General features: G+C 67.5%; 20 protein-coding genes. 11 read left to right on the forward strand and 9 right to left on the reverse strand.

Annotated elements, in window-relative coordinates:
- Positions 1-2 precede the first annotated feature (2 nt).
- Positions 3-1,193, forward strand: coding sequence for a CaiB/BaiF CoA transferase family protein (locus AC1Q6E_RS02270; RefSeq protein WP_296558619.1), 1,191 nt, complete (start codon positions 3-5; stop codon positions 1,191-1,193).
- On the opposite strand, the gene AC1Q6E_RS02275 is transcribed toward AC1Q6E_RS02270, so the two are convergent.
- Together AC1Q6E_RS02275 and AC1Q6E_RS02280 are read right to left on the reverse strand one after the other, a co-directional pair.
- Positions 1,186-2,142: a LysR family transcriptional regulator gene (locus AC1Q6E_RS02275; protein ID WP_152798181.1), complete on the reverse strand. Its 957-nt coding sequence runs from the start codon at positions 2,140-2,142 to the stop codon at positions 1,186-1,188. The genes AC1Q6E_RS02270 and AC1Q6E_RS02275 overlap by 8 nt on opposite strands.
- A 105-nt stretch (positions 2,143-2,247) precedes the next feature.
- The gene (locus AC1Q6E_RS02280; protein WP_296558617.1) at positions 2,248-3,210 is read right to left on the reverse strand and encodes a Bug family tripartite tricarboxylate transporter substrate binding protein; all 963 of its coding nucleotides are present in this window, start codon (positions 3,208-3,210) and stop codon (positions 2,248-2,250) included.
- 198 nt (positions 3,211-3,408) lie between these two features.
- Here AC1Q6E_RS02280 and AC1Q6E_RS02285 point away from each other — a divergent pair, with 198 nt between their 5' ends.
- On the forward strand, positions 3,409-4,413 hold the full coding sequence (locus AC1Q6E_RS02285) for a quinone oxidoreductase family protein (RefSeq protein ID WP_492572119.1): 1,005 nt from the start codon (positions 3,409-3,411) through the stop codon (positions 4,411-4,413).
- Positions 4,414-4,425: 12 nt separating this feature from the next.
- Here AC1Q6E_RS02285 and AC1Q6E_RS02290 read toward each other — a convergent pair whose 3' ends face one another.
- Positions 4,426-5,400 (reverse strand): Bug family tripartite tricarboxylate transporter substrate binding protein, encoded by a 975-nt coding sequence (locus AC1Q6E_RS02290; RefSeq protein ID WP_152798178.1) that lies wholly within the window; start codon positions 5,398-5,400, stop codon positions 4,426-4,428.
- A gap of 42 nt (positions 5,401-5,442) precedes the next feature.
- Positions 5,443-6,441: a quinone oxidoreductase family protein gene (locus AC1Q6E_RS02295; RefSeq protein ID WP_152798177.1), complete on the reverse strand. Its 999-nt coding sequence runs from the start codon at positions 6,439-6,441 to the stop codon at positions 5,443-5,445.
- Positions 6,442-6,649: 208 nt separating this feature from the next.
- Here AC1Q6E_RS02295 and AC1Q6E_RS02300 point away from each other — a divergent pair, with 208 nt between their 5' ends.
- Positions 6,650-7,249 (forward strand): cupin domain-containing protein, encoded by a 600-nt coding sequence (locus tag AC1Q6E_RS02300; protein WP_296559508.1) that lies wholly within the window; start codon positions 6,650-6,652, stop codon positions 7,247-7,249.
- Between the two features lie 47 nt (positions 7,250-7,296).
- Here the strand turns inward: AC1Q6E_RS02300 and AC1Q6E_RS02305 are convergent, their stop codons facing one another.
- From AC1Q6E_RS02305 to AC1Q6E_RS02325, 5 genes are all read right to left on the reverse strand, one after another.
- Positions 7,297-8,250 carry a LysR family transcriptional regulator gene (locus tag AC1Q6E_RS02305; protein WP_152798175.1) on the reverse strand — a complete coding sequence of 318 codons (954 nt, stop codon included), beginning with the start codon at positions 8,248-8,250 and terminating at the stop codon, positions 7,297-7,299.
- 32 nt (positions 8,251-8,282) lie between these two features.
- A complete protein-coding gene (locus tag AC1Q6E_RS02310) occupies positions 8,283-9,224 on the reverse strand; it encodes a LysR substrate-binding domain-containing protein (protein ID WP_492572120.1) in 942 nt (313 codons plus the stop codon).
- A gap of 163 nt (positions 9,225-9,387) precedes the next feature.
- Positions 9,388-10,668, reverse strand: coding sequence for a c-type cytochrome (locus AC1Q6E_RS02315; RefSeq protein ID WP_296559502.1), 1,281 nt, complete (start codon positions 10,666-10,668; stop codon positions 9,388-9,390).
- Position 10,669: 1 nt separating this feature from the next.
- Positions 10,670-11,218 carry a (2Fe-2S)-binding protein gene (locus AC1Q6E_RS02320; RefSeq protein WP_152800337.1) on the reverse strand — a complete coding sequence of 183 codons (549 nt, stop codon included), beginning with the start codon at positions 11,216-11,218 and terminating at the stop codon, positions 10,670-10,672.
- On the reverse strand, positions 11,215-14,052 hold the full coding sequence (locus AC1Q6E_RS02325) for a xanthine dehydrogenase family protein molybdopterin-binding subunit (RefSeq protein WP_492572121.1): 2,838 nt from the start codon (positions 14,050-14,052) through the stop codon (positions 11,215-11,217). Before AC1Q6E_RS02325 ends, AC1Q6E_RS02320 begins: the two co-directional genes overlap by 4 nt.
- A 236-nt stretch (positions 14,053-14,288) precedes the next feature.
- Here AC1Q6E_RS02325 and AC1Q6E_RS02330 point away from each other — a divergent pair, with 236 nt between their 5' ends.
- The 8 genes from AC1Q6E_RS02330 to AC1Q6E_RS02365 all read left to right on the forward strand — a co-directional run bounded on the left by AC1Q6E_RS02330 (position 14,289) and on the right by AC1Q6E_RS02365 (position 24,345).
- Positions 14,289-16,469, forward strand: coding sequence for a thiamine pyrophosphate-dependent enzyme (locus tag AC1Q6E_RS02330; RefSeq protein ID WP_152800336.1), 2,181 nt, complete (start codon positions 14,289-14,291; stop codon positions 16,467-16,469).
- Positions 16,466-18,040 (forward strand): indolepyruvate oxidoreductase subunit beta family protein, encoded by a 1,575-nt coding sequence (locus tag AC1Q6E_RS02335; protein ID WP_296559496.1) that lies wholly within the window; start codon positions 16,466-16,468, stop codon positions 18,038-18,040. Before AC1Q6E_RS02330 ends, AC1Q6E_RS02335 begins: the two co-directional genes overlap by 4 nt.
- A gap of 57 nt (positions 18,041-18,097) precedes the next feature.
- Complete coding sequence (dctP, locus tag AC1Q6E_RS02340; protein WP_492572122.1) at positions 18,098-19,090, forward strand: TRAP transporter substrate-binding protein DctP; 993 nt, start codon at positions 18,098-18,100, stop codon at positions 19,088-19,090.
- A complete protein-coding gene (locus AC1Q6E_RS02345; RefSeq protein WP_152800333.1) occupies positions 19,087-19,617 on the forward strand; it encodes a TRAP transporter small permease in 531 nt (176 codons plus the stop codon). Before dctP ends, AC1Q6E_RS02345 begins: the two co-directional genes overlap by 4 nt.
- Positions 19,614-20,930 (forward strand): TRAP transporter large permease, encoded by a 1,317-nt coding sequence (locus AC1Q6E_RS02350; protein WP_152800332.1) that lies wholly within the window; start codon positions 19,614-19,616, stop codon positions 20,928-20,930. Before AC1Q6E_RS02345 ends, AC1Q6E_RS02350 begins: the two co-directional genes overlap by 4 nt.
- A gap of 635 nt (positions 20,931-21,565) precedes the next feature.
- Entirely contained in the window at positions 21,566-22,819 is a 1,254-nt protein-coding gene (locus AC1Q6E_RS02355) for an aromatic ring-hydroxylating oxygenase subunit alpha (RefSeq protein ID WP_492572123.1), read from the forward strand.
- 13 nt (positions 22,820-22,832) lie between these two features.
- On the forward strand, positions 22,833-23,339 hold the full coding sequence (locus tag AC1Q6E_RS02360; RefSeq protein ID WP_152793116.1) for an aromatic-ring-hydroxylating dioxygenase subunit beta: 507 nt from the start codon (positions 22,833-22,835) through the stop codon (positions 23,337-23,339).
- Between the two features lie 31 nt (positions 23,340-23,370).
- Entirely contained in the window at positions 23,371-24,345 is a 975-nt protein-coding gene (locus AC1Q6E_RS02365; protein ID WP_152793117.1) for a Bug family tripartite tricarboxylate transporter substrate binding protein, read from the forward strand.
- Position 24,346: the final 1 nt, after the last annotated feature.

The raw sequence follows: 24,346 nt of genomic DNA on the forward strand, positions 1-24,346 counted from the left end.
ACATGACGACGGAATTGCCTTTGCGGGGCGTGCGGGTGCTTGATCTTTCCCGGGTGCTGGCAGGGCCCTGGTGCGGCATGGTGCTGGGTGATCTCGGCGCGGAGGTGATAAAAATCGAGCACCCGCGGCGAGGCGACGATACCCGTGATTGGGGCGTCAGGGCGGACGATACCCGCACTGCCTACTTCAATAGCGCCAACCGGAACAAGCGATCGGTCGGTATCGACCTGCAGACCCCGGCTGGCCAGGAACTGGCCTTGTCCCTGGCCAGCCGCTGCGACGTCGTGATCCAGAATTTCCGTTTCGGTGGCGCCGAGAAACTGGGGCTGGGTCACGCCCAGGTCCGCGCCGTCAAGCCTGACGTCGTTTATTGCTCCATTTCCGGATACGACCGTACCGGGGCCGAAGCGGCCCGGCCGGGCTACGATCTTGTCATCCAGGGCGAGACCGGATTGATGTCCATCAACGGCGAGCAAGGCCAGCGGCCGTTGAAATTCGGCATGGCGGTGGTTGATCTGTTTACCGGCATGTATGCCGCGCAAGCCGTGATGGCCGCGTTGTTCGATCGGCAGCGCACCGGCTCGGGCCGGCATGTCGAGCTGGCGCTCTATGACTGCGGCTTGATGATCAGCGCGTATTGCGGGCTGGAAGCGCTGTTGAACGAACGCGATCCTCCGCGCTATGGCAACTCGCATCCGTCCATCGTGCCGTATGGCGTATTCGAGGCGCAGGATGGGCCGTTGGTCATCACGGTGGGAAACAATGCCCAGTTCCAGCGTTTCTGCCGCGACGTCATCGAGCGTCCGGATCTGGCCGGCGACGAGCGCTATGCCACCAACACGAGCAGGACCGCGCATCGACAGGCCTTGCTGGAGCAACTGGTCCCGGAGATCGCCGCGCGCTCCAGGGGCCTGTTGCTGGAACGACTGTGCGAAGCGGAGATTCCCTGTGGCGAAGTGCTCGGGCTGCTGGACGCGCTCCAATCGGAACGGACGGCTTCAGGCGGGCTCCTGACGCCGCGCGCCGATGGCGTCGGCAGCGTGTTCGCGCCGCCTTATCGGCTGGACGGCGGCAGGCCGGAAGTCCGGCTGGCGCCACCCTCGCTGGGGGAAGGGACCCGGGATGTGCTGGGCGGGCTGCTCGGGCTGGATGCCGAGGCGTTGGAAGCGCTGGCGCGCCAGCAAGTCATTTGAGTTCGGCGGGATCGCGCCCGCAGGACGAAGCCGGAGCGAGCCTGACACCGATTTCCCTGAGGATGCCTCGCAGCCATTTGTGGGAAACCGAGTTGTGCAGGCGGTCGTGCCACAGCATGCTGATATCGACGCTGTCGACCTTGAACGGCAGATCCAGCAGGCGGATCGGGAGATGCCGCTGCGCCGACAGCGCCAGGCCCTCCGGCACGGCGGCCAGCAGCCTGTTCTTTGCGACGATCTGCGGCAGCAGCATGATGCTGGATACCTGCAGGGCGACCTGGCGGACGTGGCCGGTACGCTCGAGCGCCTCGTCCACCATCAATTCCATCGAGGCATAGGGAACCGGCGCCGCGCCCCACGTCACGTGGGGAAGCGCGACGAATTGGTCGAGCGTCAGGCGGTCGCCGATATCGGGGTGCCGGGCGTTGGCGATGCAGACCAGGCGCTGGGGATACAGGACGGTTTGATGCAGGTCCGGCGGGGGATGCCGGATGAACGCCAGCGCCAGATCGATATCGCCGTCGCGCAAATATTCGCGGGCGCGGCGAAGGTCGCCGGGGCTGACCGTGAAGCGCATGTGCGGAGCGATCTCTCCGGCAATCGCCATCAGCTCGGGCAGGACGAGCCGCGAGATGCCATCGGACGCCATGATGCGAAAGCGGGTCGTCGCGCTGGCGGCATGGAAGGTTTCCTCGCCTTCTTCCCGGCCCTCCAGCAGGTCGGCCATGGCGCGGAAACGCTTGACGAGTTCCATCGCCCGCGGCGTCGGCTGCATGCCGGTACTGGTCTGGACCAGCAAAGGGTCTTTCAAGGTCGTCCTGAGCTTGGCCAGGGCGGTGGACATCGCCGGCTGGCCGATGCCCATGCGTTCGGCGGCCCGGGTGACGTGGCCTTCGGTGATCAGGGCTTCGAGATAGACGAGATGTTGGAGATTGAGCCGCTCGATCATGGCGCGCAGGGCCGGGACAATGGGTCGATGGCTCCTATTATAGAGAGCGGTGCGGGGCCCGCGCCGGGATCCGGGACGTGAAGGGACGCCGTCCACGCCGCGCGGCTACTGGGTGGCGATGCCGCGCTCCTTGATGATGTTGCCGAAGGCCTCGTAGTCCTGGCGGTAGACGGCCGCGAATTCCTGCGGGGTATCGCCCACCGGCTCGAAGCCGGTACTGGTCATCCGTTCCTGGACGTCCGGCATCTGGATCGCCTTCCGGAGCTCCGAACCGAGTTTTTCAACGATGTCCGCGGGTGTGCCGGCCTTCACGAACATGCCTTGCCATGCGAGCACCTTCGCGTTCGGGTAGACCGCGCCGATGGGGTCCGCCTGCGGGAATACCTTGGACGGCTTGCTGTCGGTGATGGCGACCGCGCGCACGGCACCGGACAGGATGTGGGGCTGGTAGTTCATCTGCGTATCGATGCCGCAGTCGAGCTGGCCGGATGCCATGTCGGGCAGGGCCTGGGCGAAACCGCGGTAGGGCACGTGCAGCACATCGATGCCCGCCGCTTTCTTCAGCATCTCCAGCGCCAGATGCGGGGGCGATCCCACGCCATAGGTCGAACACGAAAGCTTGCCCGGATGTTCGCGCGCGTAGTCCACGAAGTCCTTCAGGTTCTTGATCGGCAGGGTGGGCCGCACGACGAAGACATAGGCGGCCATCGCCGGCCGGGTGAGAGGAATGAGGTCGCGCAGGGGGTCGTAGGGTACCTTGGAGAGCCAGGGGGTGATGATCAGCGCCGACGTGTGGAACAGCATCGTGTAGCCGTCGGCGGCGGCGGAGGTGACGCCCTGCACGGCAATGCTGCCCGTCGCCCCGACCCGGTTCTCCACCACCACGGGCTGTCCCGTCGATGCCTGGAGCTTGGCGGCCAGGGTGCGGGCGATGATGTCGGTCGAGCCTCCGGCGGGAAATGCGGACAGAATCTTCAGGGGACGATCGGGGAATGACTCGGCGGCGGCGCTTCCCGCGGCCAACGTCAGGCCCGATGCGACGAAAAAGCAGGAAAGCAGGCTTTTCATGGTGTCTCCTAGGTTCTGGCCTATTGGGTCGCTGACTATAGGCGAACGGGAACGAAGGACGCCATGTCCCCTCCCTGATAGTTTCATTGCCGCTCGCAGATGGATGGCCCGTTCGTTGATGGCGGTATCACCGTGGGGACGATTGCCCGTCCGTGGTCGCCGTGCTCGAATGGACCTCGTTCGGAGGAGAGAGTCTTGATGCGAGCAAGAAAAATCCAGTTGTCCGGATTCGGCGGACCGGAAGTCCTGCAAGTGGCCGAGTTCGAGGTGCCGGCGTTGGGGCCGCGCGACGTTCTCGTCAGGTCGCACGCGATAGGAGTGGGGTGGCCGGATGTCTATGTGCGAACCGGCACCTATCCGTGGCAGCACCTTTTTCCCATGCCGGCGACGCCAGGCATCGAGATGGCCGGCCGGGTCGCCGCGGCCGGGGCCGAGGTGGCCGACCTGCCGGTCGGCCGGCCGGTATATGTCTCGTCGCGGCTCATGGGGTTCCGGGGCGGCTGCTATGCCGAGGCCATGGTCGTTCCGCGCGACGTGCTGGTCGAGCTTCCCGGGAATGTGGACCTGGATGTGGCGGCGGGCCTGGCCTACTACCAACTGGCCGTCGCCCTGCTGAGGGCGGCGGGCGCGGCCAGGCCCGCCGGCTGGGCGATGGTGTCCGGCGCCAGCGGCGGGGTGGGAACGGCGCTGGTGCAGACCGCCAAGGCCTTTGGATACAGGGTGCTGGCCTCGGTCGGCCATGACGACAAGCGTGCGCACGCGACGGCGGTGGGCGCGGATGCCGTGATCAACTACCGCACGGACGCCGCGGCTGCGGCGATAGCCGGCATCACCGGCGGCCATGGCGTCGATCTCTGGCTGGAGTCGTTCGTGGGGCCGGACTTCGGCCAGGTCTTCCGCAGCATGGCGCCATGGGGGAAGGTCATGCTCTACAACGCCGTGGGCGGTCATCCCGCGCCAGCTTTCTTCGACGACTGGCGGGCGGCGATGGGGAAATGCGTGTCGGTCCAGTACTTCTCCATGCATGTCTACGAGGACGATCCCCAGGCCATGCGCGATTTGCTGAGCGCGGCGATGCGGTTGATCGTGGACGGGGCGATCAAGCCGCCCGCCGGCACATTCTTCAAGCTCGAAGATGCCGCGCAGGCGCATCGCCTGCTCGAGAGCGGCACCAATCGAGGCCGCATCTTTCTGCGGCCGTAGGGGCGGGCGCAGTCAGTTCAGGCGTATGTTCCTGGCCTTGATGATCTGGCCGAATTTTTCATAGTCGCTTTGGACGAGCCGGTCGAACTCCTCGATGGAGAGATCGGAGGTTTCGAATCCGGCGGTCCGTATGCGCTCCTGGACCTTGGGGTCGGCCAGTACGCGGCGCCACTCCGCTATCAGCCGTTCGCGGATGGGGGCGGGGGTTTCCGCCCGGACGAAGATGGCCTGCCAACCCAGCACGACGCTTTCCGGATAGCGCCGGCCGACGGCATCGATGCCGGGGTACAGCGCCATTTTTCCGCTACCCGTATGCGCGATCGCGCGGATCCTGCCGCTGGCCACGTGGGGCGCGGGCATGGTCGGAGGATCGATGCTGCAGTCCAGCTGGCCGGACAGCAGATCGGGAAGCGCCTGGCCGAAGTTGGTATACGGCACGTGGACGATCTCCACGCCCGCCGCGCCCATCAACAGTTCCAGGGCCAGGTGGGGCGGCGAGGCGACGCCGTACGTGCCACAACTGAGCTTGCCGGGATGCTGCTTCGCATAGGCGATGAATTCGTCCAGCGAATGCACGGGAAGCTTGGGGCTGACCGTGATGACATACGGGGTGTAGCCGGTATAGGCGATGGGCGTGAACGCCTTGCGGAAATCGAAGGGCTGCTTGACGACCCAGGGAAGGATCGCCGCCGCGCTGGTGTTCAGCAGCAATGTGTAGCCGTCCGCGGGCGCCTGGGCCACGGCGGCCGAACCGATGGCGCCGGTCGCGCCGGGCCGGTTGTCCACGATGATGGGTTGGCCCAGTTGTTCCTTGAGCTGTTCGGCGTAGGTGCGCGACATGGTGTCCGGAGTTCCGCCGGCGGAGAAGGGCACGATGAGCTTGACCGGATGCGTGGGGTAGGTCGATTCCTGGGATCGGGCCGCAGGCGCCGCGATGAGCGCGATGGCCGCCGCGGCAAGGATCGCCGCCTGTTTCATGTTCGGCATGGTGTCTCCGGGTTTTTATGTAGGTTGGCAGCGAACGTCCGGTCAGGGGCGCAGGAAGATCCGGCCGACCTGGCGGCCGCTCTCCAGGAGCCGGTGGGCGTCGCCGGCCTGCTCCAGCGGGAAATGGCGCCCGGCGGGGGGGCTGACCTTGCCGGACGACATGAGCGCGACCGCGCGCTGGATGAGCGCCCTGCGCGCCGGCAGATCGTCTTCCCAGACATGCATGGAGAAGTACTGGATCGACAGGCACTTGGCCATGTGCGTGCGCCAGGCGTCGAAGAAACTTGCGGGCGGGTGGCCGCCCGTTGCGTTGTAGAGCACCAGCTTTCCCCAGGGCGCGAGGTGAGCCAGGGCATCGGCCAGGTTTTCGCCGGCATAGGCTTCGAGCCACAAATCAACGCCGCGGCCATGCGTGGCCGCCGCGATGGCAGGTCCGCAATCGGAGGTGCGGTAGTTGAGCACGCAATCGGCGCCCATTGCCTCCGAATGCGCTCGCTTGTCGTCGTGGCCCACCGTGGCGATGACGCGGTGGCCCAGTGCCTTGGCCACCTGCACGAGCGCGGTGCCCATGCCGCCGCTGGCCCCGGATACGAGCACCGTGGAGATCGTCTGTCCTCGTGAACACTCTTCGAGCAGGGCGAGCGCCACCTGGTAGTAGGCCAGGTTCGCCGCGCTGTCCAGGTTCAGCTCCGGCGGCAGGGCGATCAGCCGGTCTTCCGGTACGAGCCGGGCCTGCGCATAGCAGCCGCCGCGCATGCCGAGCATGCCGGACGATACGTAGACGGGCTGGCCGACGGCAAAGCGCTTCACGTCGGAGCCGATGGCGGCGACCGTTCCCGACATTTCCACGCCCGGTGTCGCGGGCATGGGAAAGAGATGCTGCCAGGGATACGTGCCGGTGCGCACATAGACATCCGGCCAGCCGACCCCGATGCTGTGGGCCCGGACCAGCACGTCGCAAGGGCCGGGAACGGGCGCCGGGACGTCGCGGACCTGCAGTACTTCGGGTCCGCCGAAGCGCTCGATTTCGATTCTTTTCACGGATAGTCTCCTTGGGGGAGGATTTCAGCACGCGTGGCGGCTTCCCGGCCATGTGCCGCGGGGAATACCTGCATCGACGGTGGCGTATGCGGCGCCACGCCGGCGCATCGCCATCGAAACCGGCGATATTCGTATCGACGGCCAATCATGGGCAGGGCGGACGAGGATGCCTAAAGTGGGCGCACCACAACATGCGAAGGAGAGCGCCGTGACGACCATCAACCCCACTCCCGAAGAAATGAACAAACGGATTGTCCGGGCCAAGACCATACAACCGAAGAAGAAGCGCTTCGCCGCCGGTGGCGGTATCCCCTCGGAGGCCATGGAGTCGATCGCGGCGGATTCCATCTACCTGTACATGGCGCCCGAGACCGGTGTCGGGGCGACCAGCCAGAATCCCGGGGTCGTGGGTTTCCCTGGGCTTACCGTGAATGTCTGCCGATGCCCCGTCGGGCAGGGGCCCGATCTGCACTCGCATGCCCGCACGCTCGAGACATTCATGTGCCTCAAGGGGCAGTTCGAGATCCGCTGGGGCGATGATGGCCAGTATTCGACGCTCCTGGATGAGCAGGACATGATTTCCGTCCCTCCCAACGTCATGCGCGCTTTCCGCAACACGGGCCTGACGCCGGAAGCCCACCTTCTTGTCCTGATCCAGGGGCAGGCACAAGACATGGCCGCGGACATCCAATATGCCCCGGAAACCGGAGAGCGGCTGGCGCGGAAATTTGGCGACGACGTCCGCGAGAAGGTCGAGGCGTTGGGCTGGCGCTTCGACGCCGAGCTGGGCAGCCGCGAGCGGGCATGAGCCCCGGACGATAGGCATGCGCGGAGCGCCATGCTCCGCATGCCCGATCAGGTCGGTTGATCCTCGACCAGCGGCCGCAGGGCGAGCTGGCCACCGACATGACGCAGCGCATTGCGCAGCCATCGATGAGCCGGGTCGTTATGGCTGCGCTCATGCCAGATCATGCTGATGTCCGCGGCCGGAACCGCGAAGGGCAGCGGCAGTATCTGGATCGGCAAGGTATTGCGGGCGTTGAGCGCCAGGTGTTCAGGCACCACGGCCAGCAGTTCGCTGTTGGCGACGACGTCGGGCAGCAAAGTCAGGTTGGCAACCTGCAGGCTCGTCTGGCGGGCCTGGCCGAGCTTGCGCAGCACGTCGTCGACCAGTTCCTCGAGTGTCGACGGTATCGTGGCGGTGACGCCCCACCTGGCGTGCGGCTGGGCGACAAAGGTTTCCAGCGTGAGGCCGGCGGCGAGCGCGGGGTGCCCGTCGCGCGCGATGCACATCAGGCGCTGGGGGTACAGGACGGTCTGGTGGAGATCCGAGCTGGGGTTGGGGACGAAGGAGATGATCAGGTCGAAGTCTCCCTCGCGCAGGTACTCGGCGATGCGCCGGGGGTCGCCGGGCTGGACGGTGAAGTGCATGCCCGGCGCCTCGCGGCATGCCTGGCGCATCAGGCCGGGGAGTACGCTGCGGAGCGTCGAGTCGGACGCCATGATGCGCCAGCGCCGCTGCGCGGTGGCGGGGTGGAAACTTCCCCCGCCGGCGCCGCGCTCGTCGATGAGGCTGGTGATTTCCTTGACCCGCTGGGCCAGTTCGAGCGCACAGGGCGTCGGGGTCATGCCTTGCGCGGTCTTGACCAGGAGCGGGTCATGGAAGGTCTTGCGCAGCCGGGCGAGCGCCGCCGACATGGCGGGCTGTCCGATGCCGGCGCGCGCCGCGGCCCGGGTGACGTGCCGTTCTTCTACCAGTGCCTGCAGATAGAGCATGTGTTGGAAGGTGAGGCGGCCGAGGGGAGTCATGCGCTTCTTGTCCTGTGGTCACACTGCGCAATCTACACGTTTCCACGCCCTTTGCGCGGGAGGGGTTGCGCGAACAACCTGTGCACCAGCGCCCGCACCCATTGCAGCGAGGGATCGCTGGCCGTGTTGGCGTGCCAGATCAGGCGCACGTCGTAGCTGGGCGCGTAGGGCAGGGCCCACACCTTGAATCCGTAGCGCGGTTGCGCGTTGCGCGCGTAGGTGGTCGGCACGATGGCCAGCATGCGCGAGTTCATGACCACTTCCGGCAGGGCGCCGAAATGCAGGGCCCGCACGACAATGCGGTGGTCCAGTTTCATGCGGGTCAGCATCTCGCGCACGCTGTCGTGGAAGGTGGCGGTGGGGGAGGCCACGAGCAGCGAGGCCGAGGCGAGTTCGCTGGGGGACAGGATCCTGCCCTTGTGGCCGGGGAATGGCGTCCAGTCGGGCGCGGTGATGGCGACGTAGGGTTCGTGGAAGAGCACGTCGGCTTGTATGCCGCGCTGCTTGGGATGCAGGATGCCGATGGAGAAGTCGAGTTCGCGCGCTTCGAGCGCGGCGGCGACGTCGTCGGCGAGCACGGAGATGTTGGTGAGCTGGGTGTGCGGCGCTTCGGCGTGCAGGGCGGCGGCCAGGGTGGGCAGGAAGGTCATTTCGCCGAGGTCGGACATGGAGACGCGCCATTCGACGTGGCTGTGCTCGGGGTCGAATTCTTCGCGGCCGGTGACGAGGGCTTCCAGGGAGCGCAGTTCGGCGGCGACGGCGGGGGCGATGTGTTCGCAGACGCTAGTGGGGATGAGGCCGTGGGGGGTGCGCAGGAAGAGTTCGTCTTCGAAGAAGTAGCGCAGGCGGGCGAGGGCGTTGCTGGTGGCCGGTTGGGAGAGGGACAGCATTTTGCCGGCGGCGGTGACGGAGCGGGTTTGGTGGATGGCGACCAGGACGCGTAGGAGGTTCAGGTCTAGTTGGCGGAAGTTCATGGGGTTTCTGGTTCTTGAGACGGCCTGCGCCCCTGCCGCCGGCCTGCGCCATCTGTCAGTGTGAGGGGCAGGCGTCCTGGATGAGGGGGGCGGGCGGGGTATCCGGGGTCCTTATGGGGATTCTACGGAATATTCAGGGAACAAATGAAGGGGGCTTACCCCTTCATTTGCCCTCGCGCAGCTTCGCCACGTCGCTGGCGGTGACCTGGCCTTCGCGGGTGGACCAGGTGGTGCGCATGTAGTTGGTCAGTTGGGCGACCTCGTCGTCGGTCAGGCGGTGGGCGAAGGCGGGCATGTCGCCGATGCGGGTGCCGTCGGGCAGGCGTTGCGCGGGCAGGCCGTCGAGGATGGAGAGCAGCAGGTTGCGGGGGCTTTGCAGGCGGACGGTGCTGTTGGCGGCCAGGGGGGGCATGCCGGGCGGGTGGCCTTCGCCGTCGACGCCGTGGCAGGCGGCGCAGGTGTTCAGGTAGACGCGGCGGCCGGGCGAGGGGGGGGCGGCGTCGGGTTGGGCTTGCGGGGCGGGGACGGGCTTGGGGGGCGTGTCGCCCAGCAGGAAGGCGGCCATGGCCTTCAGGTCGTCGTCGGTCAGGTACTGGGTGCTGTGCAGGATGACGGGGTACATCTCGTCGGCGGCGATGCCCTGGGGGGCGAGGCCGGTGCGCAGGAAGCGTTGCAGGTCTTCCGGCGTCCAGCCGCGTTCGGCCAATGCCTGCGGGGTCAGGGACGGCGCCTCGAAGCGGTTCAGGGTATAGCCTTGCAGCCAGTCGTCGCGGTGCAACTGGCCCAGCTTGCCGCGCGGGGTGTGGCATTCGCCGCAGTGGCCCAGCACGTTGGTCAGGTAGCGGCCGCGCACCCATTGCGCCGACTCGCCCTGCGAGGCGGCGGGCAGCGGGTCGTGGTCGAAGAACAGCAGGTTCCAGCCCGTCATCAGGACGCGCAGGTTGAGCGGGAAGGGGATCTCGGGCTTCTTGTTGGGCTGGCCACTGGGCCGCACGTTCATCAGGTAGGCGTAGATCAGGTCGGCGTCGGCGCGCGGGATGTCGTGGTACGCCGGGTACGGCATGGCGGGGTAGAGGTTGCGTCCGTGCGGGGCCTTGCCTTCGGTCAGCGCGCGGTGGAATTCGTCGGCGGTCCAGCGGCCGATGCCGTGGTCGGGGTCGGGCGTGATGTTGGTGCCGTACAGCGTGCCGAAGGGTGTTTGCAGCGGGAAGCCGCCGGCATAGGCGGGGCCGTCGGCGGTCTGGTGGCAGGCCGCGCAGTCGGCGGCCCGGGCCAGGTAGCGGCCCAGCTGCAATTGTTCCTGCGTGGCCTGGACCTGCTGGGGCGCACGGTCGGGTGGCGCGTCGCGGTTGCCCAGGACCGCCGCGGCGACGGCGGCGATGGCCAGGACCAGGATGACGAGGGCGACGATGGGACCGCGTCGCCGGGGGGACGGGCGGGCCATGTCAGCGCTCCTTGATGACGAGACCGGGGGTGGCCAGGATGACTGCCTTGGCCGCTTCGAAGTAGCGCACATAGCCGGTGCAGCGGCAGATGTGGCGGCCCAGGTGTTCGGTGATCGTGTCTTCCAACTGGTCGGCGCGCACGGGGTGGGCCTTGAGCCGTTCCATCAGCGCGGTCGCGCCGATCACGAAACCGGGCGTACAGTAGCCGCACTGGAAGCTGTAGTGGTCCAGGTAGGCCTGCTGGACGGGGGTGATGGCGATGACCTTCTGCTGGTCGTCGCGCTCGGCCAGGCCTTCTATGGTCCGGATGCGCTTGCCGTTGAAGTAGTGGGCGCCGGTGATGCAGGTGCGGATCTCCTCGGCGCCGCCGGGGCCGTCCAGCAGCACCGTACAGGCATGGCAGACGCCGATGCCGCAGCCGAAGCGCGAGCCGGTCAGGCCCAGGTATTCGTGCAGGAAGTCGACCATCATCAACGTATCGGGCACGTCCATGGGCCCGACCTGCTTGCCGTTGATGGTCAGCGCCAGGGGCGAGGTCGTGATCGTCATGGTTCCAGGACCTCCCGTATTTTTTCCGGCGTGACCGGCAGGTCGGTGAAGCGGTGGCCGATGGCATGCGCGATGCCGTTCACGATGGCGGCGACGATGGGGATCATGACGACTTCCGCGATGCCCTTGGGCGGATCGGTGTCCGAGAGGGGCGGCAGGATGTCGCCGGTCTGGCGCCACACGGCCACGTCGTGCGCGCGCGGCAGGTGGTAGCGGTCGAAGTTCCAGGTGCCGTTGCCGGGGCCGTCCTCGTACAGCGGCAGGTATTCGTGCAGCGCGTGGCCGATGCCCATCGCGATGCCGCCCTGCAACTGGCCCGACACCAGGTCCTCGACCACCGGCTTGCCGCATTCGAGCACCGAGTGGTGCGACAGCAGCCGCACCTGGCCGCTGGTCGGGTTGACGGCCAGCTCGGCCAGGGCGGCGTTGGCGCTGTAGTAGGTGACGCCGGCGTTGTTGCGCTGGGTGGGCGGATAGAAGATGTTCGCGCGCTTGATGACGTCATAGGGATGGGCCGAGCGGCTGCCGTCGCCGTGGCGCACGGCCAGGCCGTCCAGCGGCCGCCGGATGGTCGTGCCGCCCACGTTGAAGTCGGCCTCGGCCCATTGCCAGCGGTTGAAGGTATGGCCCACCGCCGCGGTCACGAAGTTCGATTCGTAGGCGGTCTTGACCAGGCGCTCCAGCGGCAGCGGTTCCAGCCCGTTCGCGGTCAGGCCGCGTTCGGTCCAGCGCGCATCCTCGCGCCGCACCACCAGGGGCGCGGCCTGGCCGCCACCGATGCCGCGGCTCCAGATCGCCATCGCGGCCGGCCACAGGCCGTGCTCGAACACGACGCGGGCGGTTTCCTTGGTGGCGTGCCCGAAGAAGTAGACCGAGTTGCTGGCGCTGGAAGGCGAGGCGTGGACCGGTGTCCAGAGCGGATCGGCGGCCAGCCGGTCCTGATCTTCCTGCTTGACCGTATAGGTATCGACGTTGCCGACCATGGGCAGGTCGGACCAGTCGGTGACCGCGGTGCGCACTTCGTCGGCGGGGCGGCCGAACCATTGCGCGCACATCACGGCCTGCGAGGTGCTCATGCCGGTGCCGATCTCGACGCCGGTATGGTGCAGCACGATACGGCCTTCCGGGCTGAGCGCCACGCGCACGAAGGCGGCCTCGCCGCCAGTGCCGAAGTCTTTCTGCACACAGGCGAAGCCCACGCCATAGCGCTCGTTCGGATGGGCCGCCTCGTAGTCGCGCTTGCGCTGGGCCCGTTCGGTCCACAGCGGATGTCGGCGCGCGCGCTCAAGCACTTCGTCCACCCGCAGCGCGCCGCCCGCGATGGCACCCTGGGTGTTCTTCATGCCCGACAGCAGCGCGTTGCGGACGCGGAACTCGATCGGGTCGATGCCGAGTTCCCCGGCCATCTCGTCGATCATCATCTCGGTGGCGGCCATGCTTTGCAGCGTGCCGTAGCCGCGCGCCGAGCCGGCGTCCACGGCCCGGGTCGCCTCGGCCACGGCGATCAGGTCGTTCTTGGGGAAGTAGTAGATCGATTGCGCGGCGGTGGCCGCCACCATGACCACCGAGGGCGAGAAATTCGAGCGCCCGCCGCCATTGCCGGTGAAGGTGCCCTGGAAAGACTGGAGTTTGCCGGTCTTGCGGTCCACCGCCATGGTGTATTGCATGTCGAAGGCGTGGCGCTTGAGCGAAGTCTGGAAATGCTCGAAGCGGTCCACCGCGAAGCGAACCGGATGGCCGTCGCCGTATAGCGCGGCGACCAGGCCGTAGAACGGCACGTTGCAATGGTCCTTGGAGCCGTACCCGACCGTGTAGCAGGGATGCACGAACAGGTGTTCCAGCGGGAAGCCGCTGTCGGCCACCATCGTGGCGGCGGCCTCGGCCACTTCCTGTGGCGACTGCGTGGCCAGCACCATGTGCAGCGAGCGGGTGGCCGGGTCGTACCAGCAGTTTGCGTTGTCCGGCTCGAGCGCGGCGGTGTCGACGGACTGCGTGGTGTAGCGGCGCTTCATCACCAGCCAGTCGGCGGGCGGCGCGGCAAGCTCCGCGCCGATCTGCCCGGCCGCGCGCATGCCGCGCGCGTCGAGGCTGTCCTCGGGCTTGGCCGAGGGCCAGACCAGGGTTTTCTTTTCGGTGGGGAAGAGGGGGCTGTCTTTCAGGCTGGAGTAGGCGTCCTCGTCGTCCGGCGAAGCGCCGCCCACGCGGACGTAGCGGAACACGCCCCAGGGCTCGCGGTCGAGCGGCCCGGTCGCCGCGCCGTAACGGACGACATCCCGGGTGGCGCGCAGCCGTCCGCGGGCAAGCTGGTAGCGCGCGAAGTCGTGGAAGATCAGGATGGCGACCGCGTGCCCCAGGTAGGCCGGCGTCTTGCCGGTGGGCAGCAGCATGTCCTCGCCGTAGAAGCCGGGGAAGGCCAGCTTGTCGCGGGCCAGGTCTTCGGCCGTGACCACGCGGTCGGGCTTGAGGTCGGCCCCCAGCGACGCCAGGTCGAAGCCGGTGTAGGTCCGGTCGGCCAGCGTGGCGCGAAGAATGAACGCATGGGACTGTTGCTTGGGCCAGTGCGGCATGTCGGCGGCGCGGATGTCGCGGGCGAAGACCTTGCCACCCACCACTTTCTCGTGGCCGTCGATCCGGAAGCGGGTGTGGCCGTCGGCCGGGTTCCACTGCGCGCCGCGCAGGATGCGCTCTTCGAACAGGGCGCCGAACGCGGCGCTGTACAGCGGGGCGATCCACACCGTGACGCCGCCCACCGCGATGGCCTTCAGGAAGCCACGGCGGGACACGCCGGCGCCGGTGGCGCCCGCCGTCTGGTTCCAGCCAGGATCTTGCTTCACAGCACGCTCCTTGCGGCAAAACCGCAGATGCCATGCTGGCAGCAAAGGATGGATTTATCAATACCGGAAAAGGGCGGAAATCCACGCTTGCCCGATGCGGCATACATGGATTTTCCTTATAGGGATTCTACGAGGTATTCACCAAACAAATGTGGAATATACGAATAAACCATTAGCCCAGGGCCCGGTGCCGGAGAAGAATGATGCGCTGACACCAGGCAGAGGAGAACGGGACCATGGCGGAGCGTTCGTTCACGAACGAGGTCGGCAAGCTGAAGCTGGGCGAAGGCGAGGAATTCCGCGGCGAGGGCATCCTGGCCGTGACCAAGGCCCTGCTGCAGTCTGGTGTGTCGTACGTGGCGGGATACCAGGGGGCGCCGATCTCGCACCTGATGGATGTGCTGACCGACGCGAACGACATCCTGGAAGAGCTGGGTGTCCACTTCGAGCACAGCGCCTCCGAGGCGACGGCCACCGCGACCCTGGCGGCCTCGGTCAACTATCCGCTGCGCGGCGCCGTCACCTTCAAGTCCACCGTGGGCACCAACGTGGCCTCGGACGCGCTGGCCAACCTGGCTTCCGGCGGCGTGACCGGCGGCGCGCTGCTGATCGTGGGCGAGGACTACGGCGAAGGCTCCAGCATCATGCAGGAGCGCTCGCACGCCTTCGCGATGAAGTCGCAGGTCTGGCTGCTGGACCCCCGGCCGAACCTGGAAAGCATGGTGGGCGCGGTCGAACGGGGTTTCGAGCTGTCGGAAGCCAGCAATACGCCCGTCATGCTGCAATTGCGCATCCGCGCCTGTCACGTGCATGGCCGTTTCACGACGCGGGCGAACAAGCGGTCCTCGTACACGCTCAAGGACGCCATCGAGAACCCCGAGCGCGACGTCAACCGCATCGTGCTGCCGCCGGCGTCCTACCTGCACGAGCAGGAGAAGGTGGCCAAGCGCTGGCCGGCGGCGGTGCGCTACATCGTGGCGCACGGCATGAACGAATTCTTCGGCGCCGCCGACGCGGACATCGGCATCGTCATGCAGGGGGGCATGTACAACGGCGTGCTGCGCGCGCTGGAACTGCTGGGGCTGGCCGACGCCTTCGGCCAGTCGCGGATCCCGCTGTACGTGCTGAACGTGACCTATCCGCTGGTGGACGAGGAGTTCGTCCGCTTCTGCGCCGGCAAGCGCGGCATCCTGATCGTGGAAGAAGGGCAGCCCGACTACATCGAGCAGGCGGTCCACGCCATCCTGCGTCGCGCCGACCTGAACACGCGGGTCCATGGCAAGGACGTGCTGCCGATGGCGGGGGAATACACGGGTGGCGTGCTGCTCAAGGGGCTGGCGGAGTACGTGCGCCGCTATGAGCCAGGCTTGCTCGAAGGGCGGCAACTGCCCCGCGCCGCGCGGCCGACCGAGCCCGCGCGCATGCCGGACAATCCCAAGGCCTTCGCCATCCAGCAGGCTTCCGATCAGGTCCAGGGACGGCCGCCGTCGTTCTGCACCGGCTGTCCGGAACGCCCCATCTTCACCGCCATCAAGCTGGTCGAGCGCGAGCTGGGCCGGCACCACATCAGCTGCGACATCGGCTGCCATCTGTTCTCGGTGCTGCCACCCTTCAACCTCGGCGCCACGACCATGGGCTACGGCCTGGGGTGGGCCGGCGCCTCGGCGCTGAACACGCGCGAGACCTCCCGCCGCACCATCTCCATCATGGGCGACGGCGGGTTCTGGCACAACGGCCTGACCAGCGGCGTGGGCAACGCCGTGTTCAACGAGACCGACAACGTGCTGCTGGTGGTGGACAACGGCTACTCGGCCGCCACCGGCGGGCAGGACGTGCTGTCGTCCAAGGCCGAGAACCCGATACGCAGTACCAACAACCCCATCGAGAACGCGGTGCGCGGGGTGGGCGTGAAGTGGGTGCGGACGGTGACGCGTACCTACAGCGTGGCGCAGATGCGCGACACGCTGCGCGAGGCGCTGACCACCCGGGAGAAAGGCCCGAAGGTGGTGGTGGCGCAGAGCGAGTGCATGCTGAACAAGCAGCGCCGCGTGCGTCCGCTGATGCGCAAGGCCATAGGCGAAGGACGGCGCGTCGTGCGCGAGCGCTTCGGCGTGGATCCCGACACGTGCACCGGCGATCATTCCTGTATCCGGCTGTCCGGTTGCCCCTCGCTGACCATACGGGACAACCCCGATCCGCTGCGCACCGATCCGGTCGCGGCGGTGGTGGACAGTTGCGTGGGCTGCGGGCTGTGCGGCGAGGTCTCGCATGCCGCCGTGCTGTGCCCGTCGTTCTACCGGGCCGAGATCATCAACAACCCGGGGCGCTGGGACAAGTTCAAGGCGCGGGTCAGGAAGACCGTCATCGGCGCCTTGCAGCGCCGCATCGACCGTCGGCTGGAGGGATTGGCGGCATGAGCATGACGCACGATATCGATGGCGCGGGCACGCCGCGCGCATTGACCATCGCGGTGCTGGCCATGGGCGGCGAGGGCGGCGGGGTGCTGGCCGACTGGCTGGTGGACCTGGCCGAGCACAACGGCTACCTGGCCCAGACCACCTCGGTGCCGGGCGTGGCCCAGCGTACCGGCGCCACGGTGTACTACATCGAGATGTTCCGCGAGGCGGACGTGCCGCCGGGGCGGGCGCCGGTCCTGGCGCTGGGCCCGGTGCCCGGCGAGGTCGATGTCGTCATCGCGTCCGAGCTGATGGAGGCGGGCCGCGCCTTGCAACGGGGCCTGGTCGCGGATGACCGCACCACGCTGATCGCCTCCACCCACCGGGTGTATTCCATGACGGAGCGCACGGCGATGGGCGACGACCGGGTCGATTCGGCCGCGCTGCTGGAGGGCGGACAGGTGGCGGCGCGGCGCTTCGTGGCCGCCGATTTCAATCGCATGGCCGAGGACGCCGGCAGCCCCATCAGCCCGGCGCTGTACGGGGCGTTGGCGGCGACGGGCGCGCTGCCCTTCGGCCGCGCGCTTTTCGAGGAAGCGATCCGGCGCGGGGGCGTGGGCGTGAAGGCCAGCCTGCAAGCCTTCGCCGCGGGCTTCGACGCGGCCGCCGGCCAGGATGCGCCGGTGCTGCGCGAGACCACCGTGCGGCGCGAAGCGGCGGCCGTCGCGCCGGCCGGGGCGCCCGCGTCCAAGGGCCGGCTGCCCGCCGCTGTCGGCCCCCGGCTGGCTGCCCTGGACGAACGGATGGCGCGCGAGTTTCCGGCCGAGTGCCACGCGGTGTTGCGCGCCGGCCTGGTCCGCGCGGCGGACTACCAGGACGTGGCCTACGCCGGCGAGTACCTGGACCGGCTCGCGCCGCTACTGGCCGCGTTGCCGGATCGCGGCGCCGCCAGCATGGAGGTCCTGTCCGAGACCGCCCGCCACCTGGCCTTGTGGATGACCTACGAGGACGTGGCGCGGGTGGCGGACCTGAAGACGCGCGGCACGCGCTTCGCCCGCGTGGCCGCCGAGGTGCGCCTGTCGCCGGCGCAACAACTGGAGATCAACGAATTCATGCACCCGCGGCTGGAGGAGCTGGCCGACGCCATGCCTGCCTGGCTGGGACGGTGGATGGTGCGCAGCGCCTTCGCGCGCGGCTGCATCGGGCCGTTCACGCGCAAGGGCAGGGTGGTGCGCACCAGTTCGCTGCGCGGCTTTCTGCTGCTGTACGCGGTGGCGGGACTGCGCGGCATACGCCGGGGCTCGCTGCGCTACCAGGTCGAACGCGAACGCATGGCGCGATGGATGGAGGCCATCGTCTCGCTGGCGGGGGGCCAGCCGGCGCTGGCCGTGGAGGTGGCGCGGGCGCAGCGGCTGATCAAGGGCTACGGCGACACCCACGTGCGCGGCTGGGGCAATTTCCAGCGCATCATGTCGGCGTTGCCGGCGCTGCGGCAGGCCGCCGACGGTCCCCCGCGCCTGCGGGCGCTGGTCAAGGCGGCCCTGTCGGACGACAGCGGCCGCGCGCTGGAGGAAAAACTCGCGACCGTCTAGGATGAGGCGGCGCGATCAAGCAGCACTTCGTCGGTACAAAAAGACAGGAGACAACGCATGAAATTTCCGCTCATCAAGGCTGCCGCCGCGTTCCTGGCCTGCACGGCCATGTTCGCCGGACCCGCCCAGGCGCAGCAGGCCACGCTGCGCCTGATCTCGGCCTTTCCCGAGAACGGCATCTACGTGCAGCACCTGCAGGCATGGGTCAAGAAGTTCAATGAAGAAGGCAAGGGGGTGCTGCAACTCAACTTCCTGGGCGGCCCCAAGACCATGCCCCCGTTCGAGGTGGGCAACGCGGTCAAGACCGGCGTGGTCGACATCGCGCTGAACACCGGCGCGTTCTACACCAACGTGCTGCCCGAGTCCGACTTCCTGAAGCTGAGCGACATCCCGGTCGCCGAGCAGCGCAAGAACGGCGCGTTCGAGGCCATCAACAAGGTCTGGAACGAAAAGGGCAACATGCAGTACCTGGCCCGGATGGTCGAACACCAGCCCTTCCACCTGTACATCAACAAGAAGATCGACAAGCCCGATCTGACGGGCATGAAGATCCGCATCACGCCGGTCTACCGCGAGTTCTTCCAGGCCCTCAACGCCAACGTCATCACCACGCCCCCGGGCGAGGTCTATACCGCGCTGGAGCGCGGTGTGGTGGACGGCTACGGCTGGCCGATAGGCGGCATTTTCGACCTGAACTGGCAGGAGAAGACCAGGTTCCGCGTGGACCCGGGCTTCTACGATGCCGAGGTCTCGCTGATCATGAACCTGCCGGCCTACAAGAAGCTGACCCCGCCGCAACTGGCCTACCTGAACAAGCAGTTGCTGGCCCTGGAAGCGCAGAACGGCTTCTGGGACCGCTACGCCGAAGACGAGACCGCGCGGCAGGCCAAGGCGGGTATCCAGACCATCAAGTTCGACGACGCCACCGCCAGGCGCTATCGCGACATGGCCTACGACGTGGGCTGGGCCACCGCCACCAAGCAGAGCCCCGAGGTGGCGGCGCGTTTCAAGTCGCTGCTGTCCCGTCCGGCCGCCGGTAATCGCCCATGATCGCGCGCGTGTCCGCCGCCTACGGGCGGCTGCTGGCGGCGCTCGCCGCCGTGGGATGCGCGCTGCTGCTGGCCATGATGCTCGTCATCGTGGCCGACGTGCTGCTGCGCAACCTCGCCATCGCCGGACTGCCGCGCGGCCTGGCCTGGAGCAACGAGGTGTCCGAGGCCATGCTGTACCTGATCACGCTGTGCCTGGCGCCCTGGTTGCTGCGCCAGGGCCAGCACATCCGCGTCGACATCGTGCTGCAGGCCATTCCGCGCCGCCTGGCCTGGGGGCTGGAATGGCTCAGCGACGTCCTGGGCCTGGGATGCTGCCTGGTGATTGCCTGCTACGGCGCCCAGTCGGCCTGGACCAGCTACCAGTCGGGCGCCATGAACATCAAGACGCTGGTGACACCCGAGTGGTGGATGCTGGCGCCGCTGCCCGTGGTGTTCCTGCTGCTGGCGGTGGAAATGCTGTTCCGCATGCATCGCCTGCTGCATGCCGAGGCGGGTCCGCGCAATGAAGCGGTGAGCGCATCATGAGCTGGCAGATCGCGGCCTGGATCCTGCTGGGCGGGTCCACGGTGCTGCTGTTCATGGGCATGCCGGTGGCGCTGACCTTCATTTCCATCAACATCGTGGGCGCGTGGCTGTACATGGGGGGCGAGATCGGGCTGATGCAGCTCGCCCGCAACAGCGTCAGCTCGGTGGCGGCCTTCTCGCTCACGCCCATCCCGCTGTTCGTGCTGATGGGCGAGGTGCTGTTCCACACCGGCCTCGCGCTCAAGGTGATCGACGGTATCGAGCGCCTGATCACGCGCGTGCCGGGGCGCCTGGCCGTGGTCGCGGTGGTGGCCGGGACGGTGTTCTCGGCCATTTCCGGATCGACCATCGCCACCACCGCCATGCTGGGGTCGCTGATGCTGCCCGTCATGCTGGCGCGCGGCTACCACCCCCGCATCGCGACCGGACCCATCATGGCGATCGGCGCCGTGGACATGCTGATCCCTCCTTCGGCGCTGACCGTGCTGCTGGGCTCGCTGTCGGGCATCTCCATTTCCAAGCTGCTGATAGGAGGGGTGATGCCGGGCATCATCCTGTCGGTGGCCTTCGTGCTGTGGATCGTGCTGCGCGTGCGCATCACGCCGTCCTGGGCGCCGGCGTCCGACACCGGCGAGCGGCGCACCGGCTGGGCGCGGTGGAGCCTGTTCGTGGCCTACGTGCTGCCCACGCTGTCGATTTTCGGCGTCGTGGTGGGCGCGCTGGCGGCGGGCTGGGCCACGCCCACCGAATGCGCGGCGCTGGGATCCTTCGCCACCATGCTGCTGGCCATGCTCTACCGCCGCCTGACCTGGGAGGCCCTGGTCAAGTCGCTGAAGGGAACGGCCGCCATCTCGGGCATGATCCTGTTCATCATCCTGGGGGCCACGACTTTCGCCCAGATCCTGTCGTTCTCGGGCGCGAGCAATGGCCTGGTGGAGACGATCACCGGCCACGGGCTGTCCACCGGCATGATCGTGCTGGGCATGATGCTGATGCTCATCTTCCTGGGCATCTTCGTCGACCAGATCAGCATGATGATGATCACGCTGCCCATCTTCATGCCCATCGTCGGCGTGCTGGGCATCGATCCGGTGTGGTTCGGCGTCATGTTCCTGATCTGCATGCAGCTCGGCCTCCTGCTGCCGCCGCACGGCCTGCTGCTGATGACCATGCGCGGGGTGGCGCCGCCGTCGGTTTCCATGGGGACGATTTTCATCGCGGTCGTGCCCTACGTGGTCATGAGCCTGCTGTTGCTCGGGGCGGTGTTCTTCCTGCCGGGCATCGCCACCTGGCTGCCGAAAATGATTGGCTAGCCTGGGCTGAATCGACATTCATGGCATCCATGATGACGGGCCTCAACTGCGGGGATTGAGATCTTGAACCGTCCTTGATCGGTGGGGCGGGGCGGCCCGCTCGGGGGGCGCAGCGAAGCCGGTCCCGCTGCGCGGGACTGCCCGGCGAGGGCAGGCTTGGCGGGGCGGGCGCAGAACTCGGGCGGGCACAGTCCCCCGGACTGTGCCTAAGGCCGCCCTCAAACAGCTGCGCCCTTGCTTCCCCGCCAAGCCTGCCCTCGCCGGCGGCTCCGAATGCGCCCCCCGAGCGGGCCGCCCCGCCCCACCGATCAAGGACTACGGTGGTGATGAGTGACGATCGCAGGTTCAGAGACGGCGAGGGGTTTTTATCTTATCGACCAACACGACCGTACTGGCATTCACGGGGCTAGGTGACCAGCGGTGCAGGTCTTGTCCGGGGCGCTCCGCCCGCCCCCCGGCCCCGGCGCCCCGGACAAGACCGGGTAAAGAACATGAATGTCGATTCCGCCCATAATTGAATGTGATTTGCATCAAAAACGGGATAATGAGTTCCAGCCATGTGGCTATGCCCGGGCCGGGCAAATCCCTACCATCCCTCCGTCGCCCGAAGTTCGCGTGGCGTATTGGAGAATGCGATGGAGGCAGGAGAGGCGCTGGTCAGTTGGCCCAGCGAAGGCATCACCCGGGTGCCGTTCCAGGTCTTTTCCGACCGGGAGGTCTACGACCGGGAGCAGCAGCGGATCTTCCGCGGCCCGGTCTGGCAGTTTCTTTGCATCGAACAGGACATCCCCGAGCCCGGCGACGTCGTCACGTCCTGGATGGGCGAGACGCCGGTGATCGTCGCGCGAGACCACGATGGCCAGGTCAACGCCATGGTCAACCGCTGCGCCCACAAGGGCGCGCTGGTCGCGTTGAAGGCCAAGGACAAGGTCAAGAACCTGACCTGTGTCTACCATGCATGGTCGTACCGGCTGGATGGCCGGCTGAGGTCGATCGCCTTCCAGAACGGCGTCAACGGCAAGGGCGGCATGCCCGAAGACTTCGACGTCGAGGCCCATCGGCTGCAACCGGTGCGCGTCCAGGTCTTCTGCGGGCTGGTGTTCGGCACGCTGTCGGACGAGACGCCGCCGCTGGACGAGTTCCTGGGCCCGCGCATGAGCGCCTTCATCCAGCGCAACTTCGGCCGGCCGCTGAAGGTGCTGGGCCGGCATAGCCAGGTCATCCACAACAACTGGAAGCTGTACGCCGAGAACGTGCGGGATTCCTATCACGCGACGCTGCTGCATACCTTCTACACCACCTTCAAGGTGAACCGGCTGGACATGGACGGGGGCATCATCCTGTCCGACCGCAAGTGGCACCACATCAGCTATTCGAAGCGCGCCACCTTCAACCTGGACAAGGAATACCTGACGGCCGAGGTGCACTCGGCCAAGTACGGCGCGCAGCACGGCGAATCCGCCCTGGAAGGGCCCGAGCTGCTCGATGCGTGGGAGGAGTTCGACGACGGCATCACCCACAGCATCCAGACCGTGTTCCCCAACGTGGTGTTCCAGTTCACGCTGAACTCCCTGGCCATCCGCTTCTTCGTCCCCCAGGGCGTGGACAAGACCGAGCTGAAATGGATATTCCTCGGCTACGAGCGCGATACGCCCGAGCAGTCGAAGATGCGCATCATGCAGTCCAACCTGACCGGCGCGGCCGGCCTGGTGGCCCTGGAGGACGGCTGCATCAACGAGTTCGTGCAGCGCGGCACGGCAGGGTCCGGCCGGCGCGCGGCATTCATCGAGATGGGCGGCCGCGTGGCCGAGTCGAACGAGTCGTCGCGCGCCACCGAGGCCTCCGTCCGGGGGTTCTGGCACGGCTATCGCGACATCATGGGATTCTGACGGAACGCTGATCATGCAGACCACCATTCGTACTGCTTCTTCCCCCGCCGTGCGCGAGGACGTCCACGCCGCGATCGGGCGGCTGATGGCCGACTACGCCCACGCGCTGGACGACGATGAGCTGGAGTCCTGGCCGGACTTCTTCACCGACGACGGCACCTACCGGCTGACCACGCGCGAAAACGTGGCGGCCGGCCTGCCGGTGGGCATCATCCATTGCGAGGGGCGCGGTATGCTGCGCGATCGCGTCGCGGCGCTGCGCACCGCCAATATTTTCGAGCCGCACTGCTACACGCACGTGCTGGGCCCCGGCCGCATCGTCGCGGTGGGCGACGGCAGCTGGCGCGTGCGCTCCAATTTCAGCGTCTATCGCACGTTCGAGACAGGCGAGTCCCGGCTGTACGGGGTCGGCAAGTACCTGGACATCGTCCATGCCCAGGCCGACGGCCCGCGCCTGCGGGAACGCGTGGTCGTGCTGGATTCGCGCTGCGTCGACGTGCTGACCGTCATTCCACTGTAGCGGGCGCGCTGCGCACCGGAGGAGACACATCATGAAGAAAAGCTTGAAGGCCGCGGGCCTGGCCGCCGCGGCATGGACCGCCTGTATCGCGTCGTCGCAGGCGGCTGACGGCACCGATTGGCCGAGGCACGCCGTGCGGCTGATCGTGCCCTACGCGCCGGGCGGCATCGCCGACCAGATGGCGCGCATCACGGCCGAGGCGTTGCAGGCCGCCTTCAACCAGCCGTTCATCGTCGAGAACAAGCCGGGCGCCAGCGGCAGCCTGGCGACGTCCTACGTGGCCAAGAGCAAGCCCGACGGCTATACGCTGCTGGTAGGCCTGGCCGCGCCCCAGACCTTGAACCAGTTCATCTACAAGCTCGACTACCATGGGCTGAACGATTTCGCGCCGGTGGCGCTGCTCAACACCAATCCGTTGATCCTGGCGGTGCATCCCACGCTGCCGGTCAAGACGGTGGGCGACGTGATCGCCTATGCGCGCAAGTATCCCGGCAAGCTGAACTTCGGCGGCGCCGGCGGCCTGACGCAGTTCGCCGGCGAGGTCTTCAAGTACGACACCAAGACCGACATGGTGCACGTGCCCTATCGGGGCGGCGCGCCTGCCGTGGCGGCCGCCGTGGCCGGCGACGTGCAGATGACCTTCGCCAACTACTCCGACGTGCAGCCCTGGATCGAGTCCGGCCGGCTGCGCGCGGTCGCCATCACCAGTCCCAAGCGCTATCCGCGCAATCCCGACCTGCCCACCATCGCCGAGTCCGGCGTGCCGGGCTTCGGCATGGACGGCTGGACGGGCTTGCTGGCGCCCGCCGGCACGCCACCCGCCATCGTCCAGAAGATATCGGCGGTGGTGCGCAAGGCGTTGAACGAGCCCGCGATGAAGGATAAGCTCGAAGCCATGGGCAGCCCGCCCGGGGACATGACGCCGGAGGCGTTCCGGACTTTCGTGGCCGGCGAGATCAAGCGCTGGCAGGGCTTCGTGGCCGAATCCGGCATCAAGGTGGAATAGG

This window comes from Pigmentiphaga sp. MLSB6-MA01 (genome assembly GCF_058793475.1).

Bases quoted from the DNA above. Each gene is read 5' to 3' on its own strand.
- AC1Q6E_RS02310 (WP_492572120.1), bottom strand. From the start codon at position 9,224: ATGAACTTCCGCCAACTAGACCTGAACCTCCTACGCGTCCTGGTCGCC.
- AC1Q6E_RS02285 (WP_492572119.1), top strand. From the start codon at position 3,409: ATGCGAGCAAGAAAAATCCAGTTGTCCGGATTCGGCGGACCGGAAGTC.
- AC1Q6E_RS02315 (WP_296559502.1), bottom strand. From the start codon at position 10,668: ATGGCCCGCCCGTCCCCCCGGCGACGCGGTCCCATCGTCGCCCTCGTC.
- AC1Q6E_RS02350 (WP_152800332.1), top strand. From the start codon at position 19,614: ATGAGCTGGCAGATCGCGGCCTGGATCCTGCTGGGCGGGTCCACGGTG.
- AC1Q6E_RS02320 (WP_152800337.1), bottom strand. From the start codon at position 11,218: ATGACGATCACGACCTCGCCCCTGGCGCTGACCATCAACGGCAAGCAG.
- AC1Q6E_RS02335 (WP_296559496.1), top strand. From the start codon at position 16,466: ATGAGCATGACGCACGATATCGATGGCGCGGGCACGCCGCGCGCATTG.
- AC1Q6E_RS02345 (WP_152800333.1), top strand. From the start codon at position 19,087: ATGATCGCGCGCGTGTCCGCCGCCTACGGGCGGCTGCTGGCGGCGCTC.
- AC1Q6E_RS02270 (WP_296558619.1), top strand. From the start codon at position 3: ATGACGACGGAATTGCCTTTGCGGGGCGTGCGGGTGCTTGATCTTTCC.
- AC1Q6E_RS02290 (WP_152798178.1), bottom strand. From the start codon at position 5,400: ATGCCGAACATGAAACAGGCGGCGATCCTTGCCGCGGCGGCCATCGCG.
- AC1Q6E_RS02275 (WP_152798181.1), bottom strand. From the start codon at position 2,142: ATGATCGAGCGGCTCAATCTCCAACATCTCGTCTATCTCGAAGCCCTG.
- dctP (WP_492572122.1), top strand. From the start codon at position 18,098: ATGAAATTTCCGCTCATCAAGGCTGCCGCCGCGTTCCTGGCCTGCACG.
- AC1Q6E_RS02360 (WP_152793116.1), top strand. From the start codon at position 22,833: ATGCAGACCACCATTCGTACTGCTTCTTCCCCCGCCGTGCGCGAGGAC.
- AC1Q6E_RS02305 (WP_152798175.1), bottom strand. From the start codon at position 8,250: ATGACTCCCCTCGGCCGCCTCACCTTCCAACACATGCTCTATCTGCAG.
- AC1Q6E_RS02365 (WP_152793117.1), top strand. From the start codon at position 23,371: ATGAAGAAAAGCTTGAAGGCCGCGGGCCTGGCCGCCGCGGCATGGACC.
- AC1Q6E_RS02280 (WP_296558617.1), bottom strand. From the start codon at position 3,210: ATGAAAAGCCTGCTTTCCTGCTTTTTCGTCGCATCGGGCCTGACGTTG.
- AC1Q6E_RS02355 (WP_492572123.1), top strand. From the start codon at position 21,566: ATGGAGGCAGGAGAGGCGCTGGTCAGTTGGCCCAGCGAAGGCATCACC.
- AC1Q6E_RS02330 (WP_152800336.1), top strand. From the start codon at position 14,289: ATGGCGGAGCGTTCGTTCACGAACGAGGTCGGCAAGCTGAAGCTGGGC.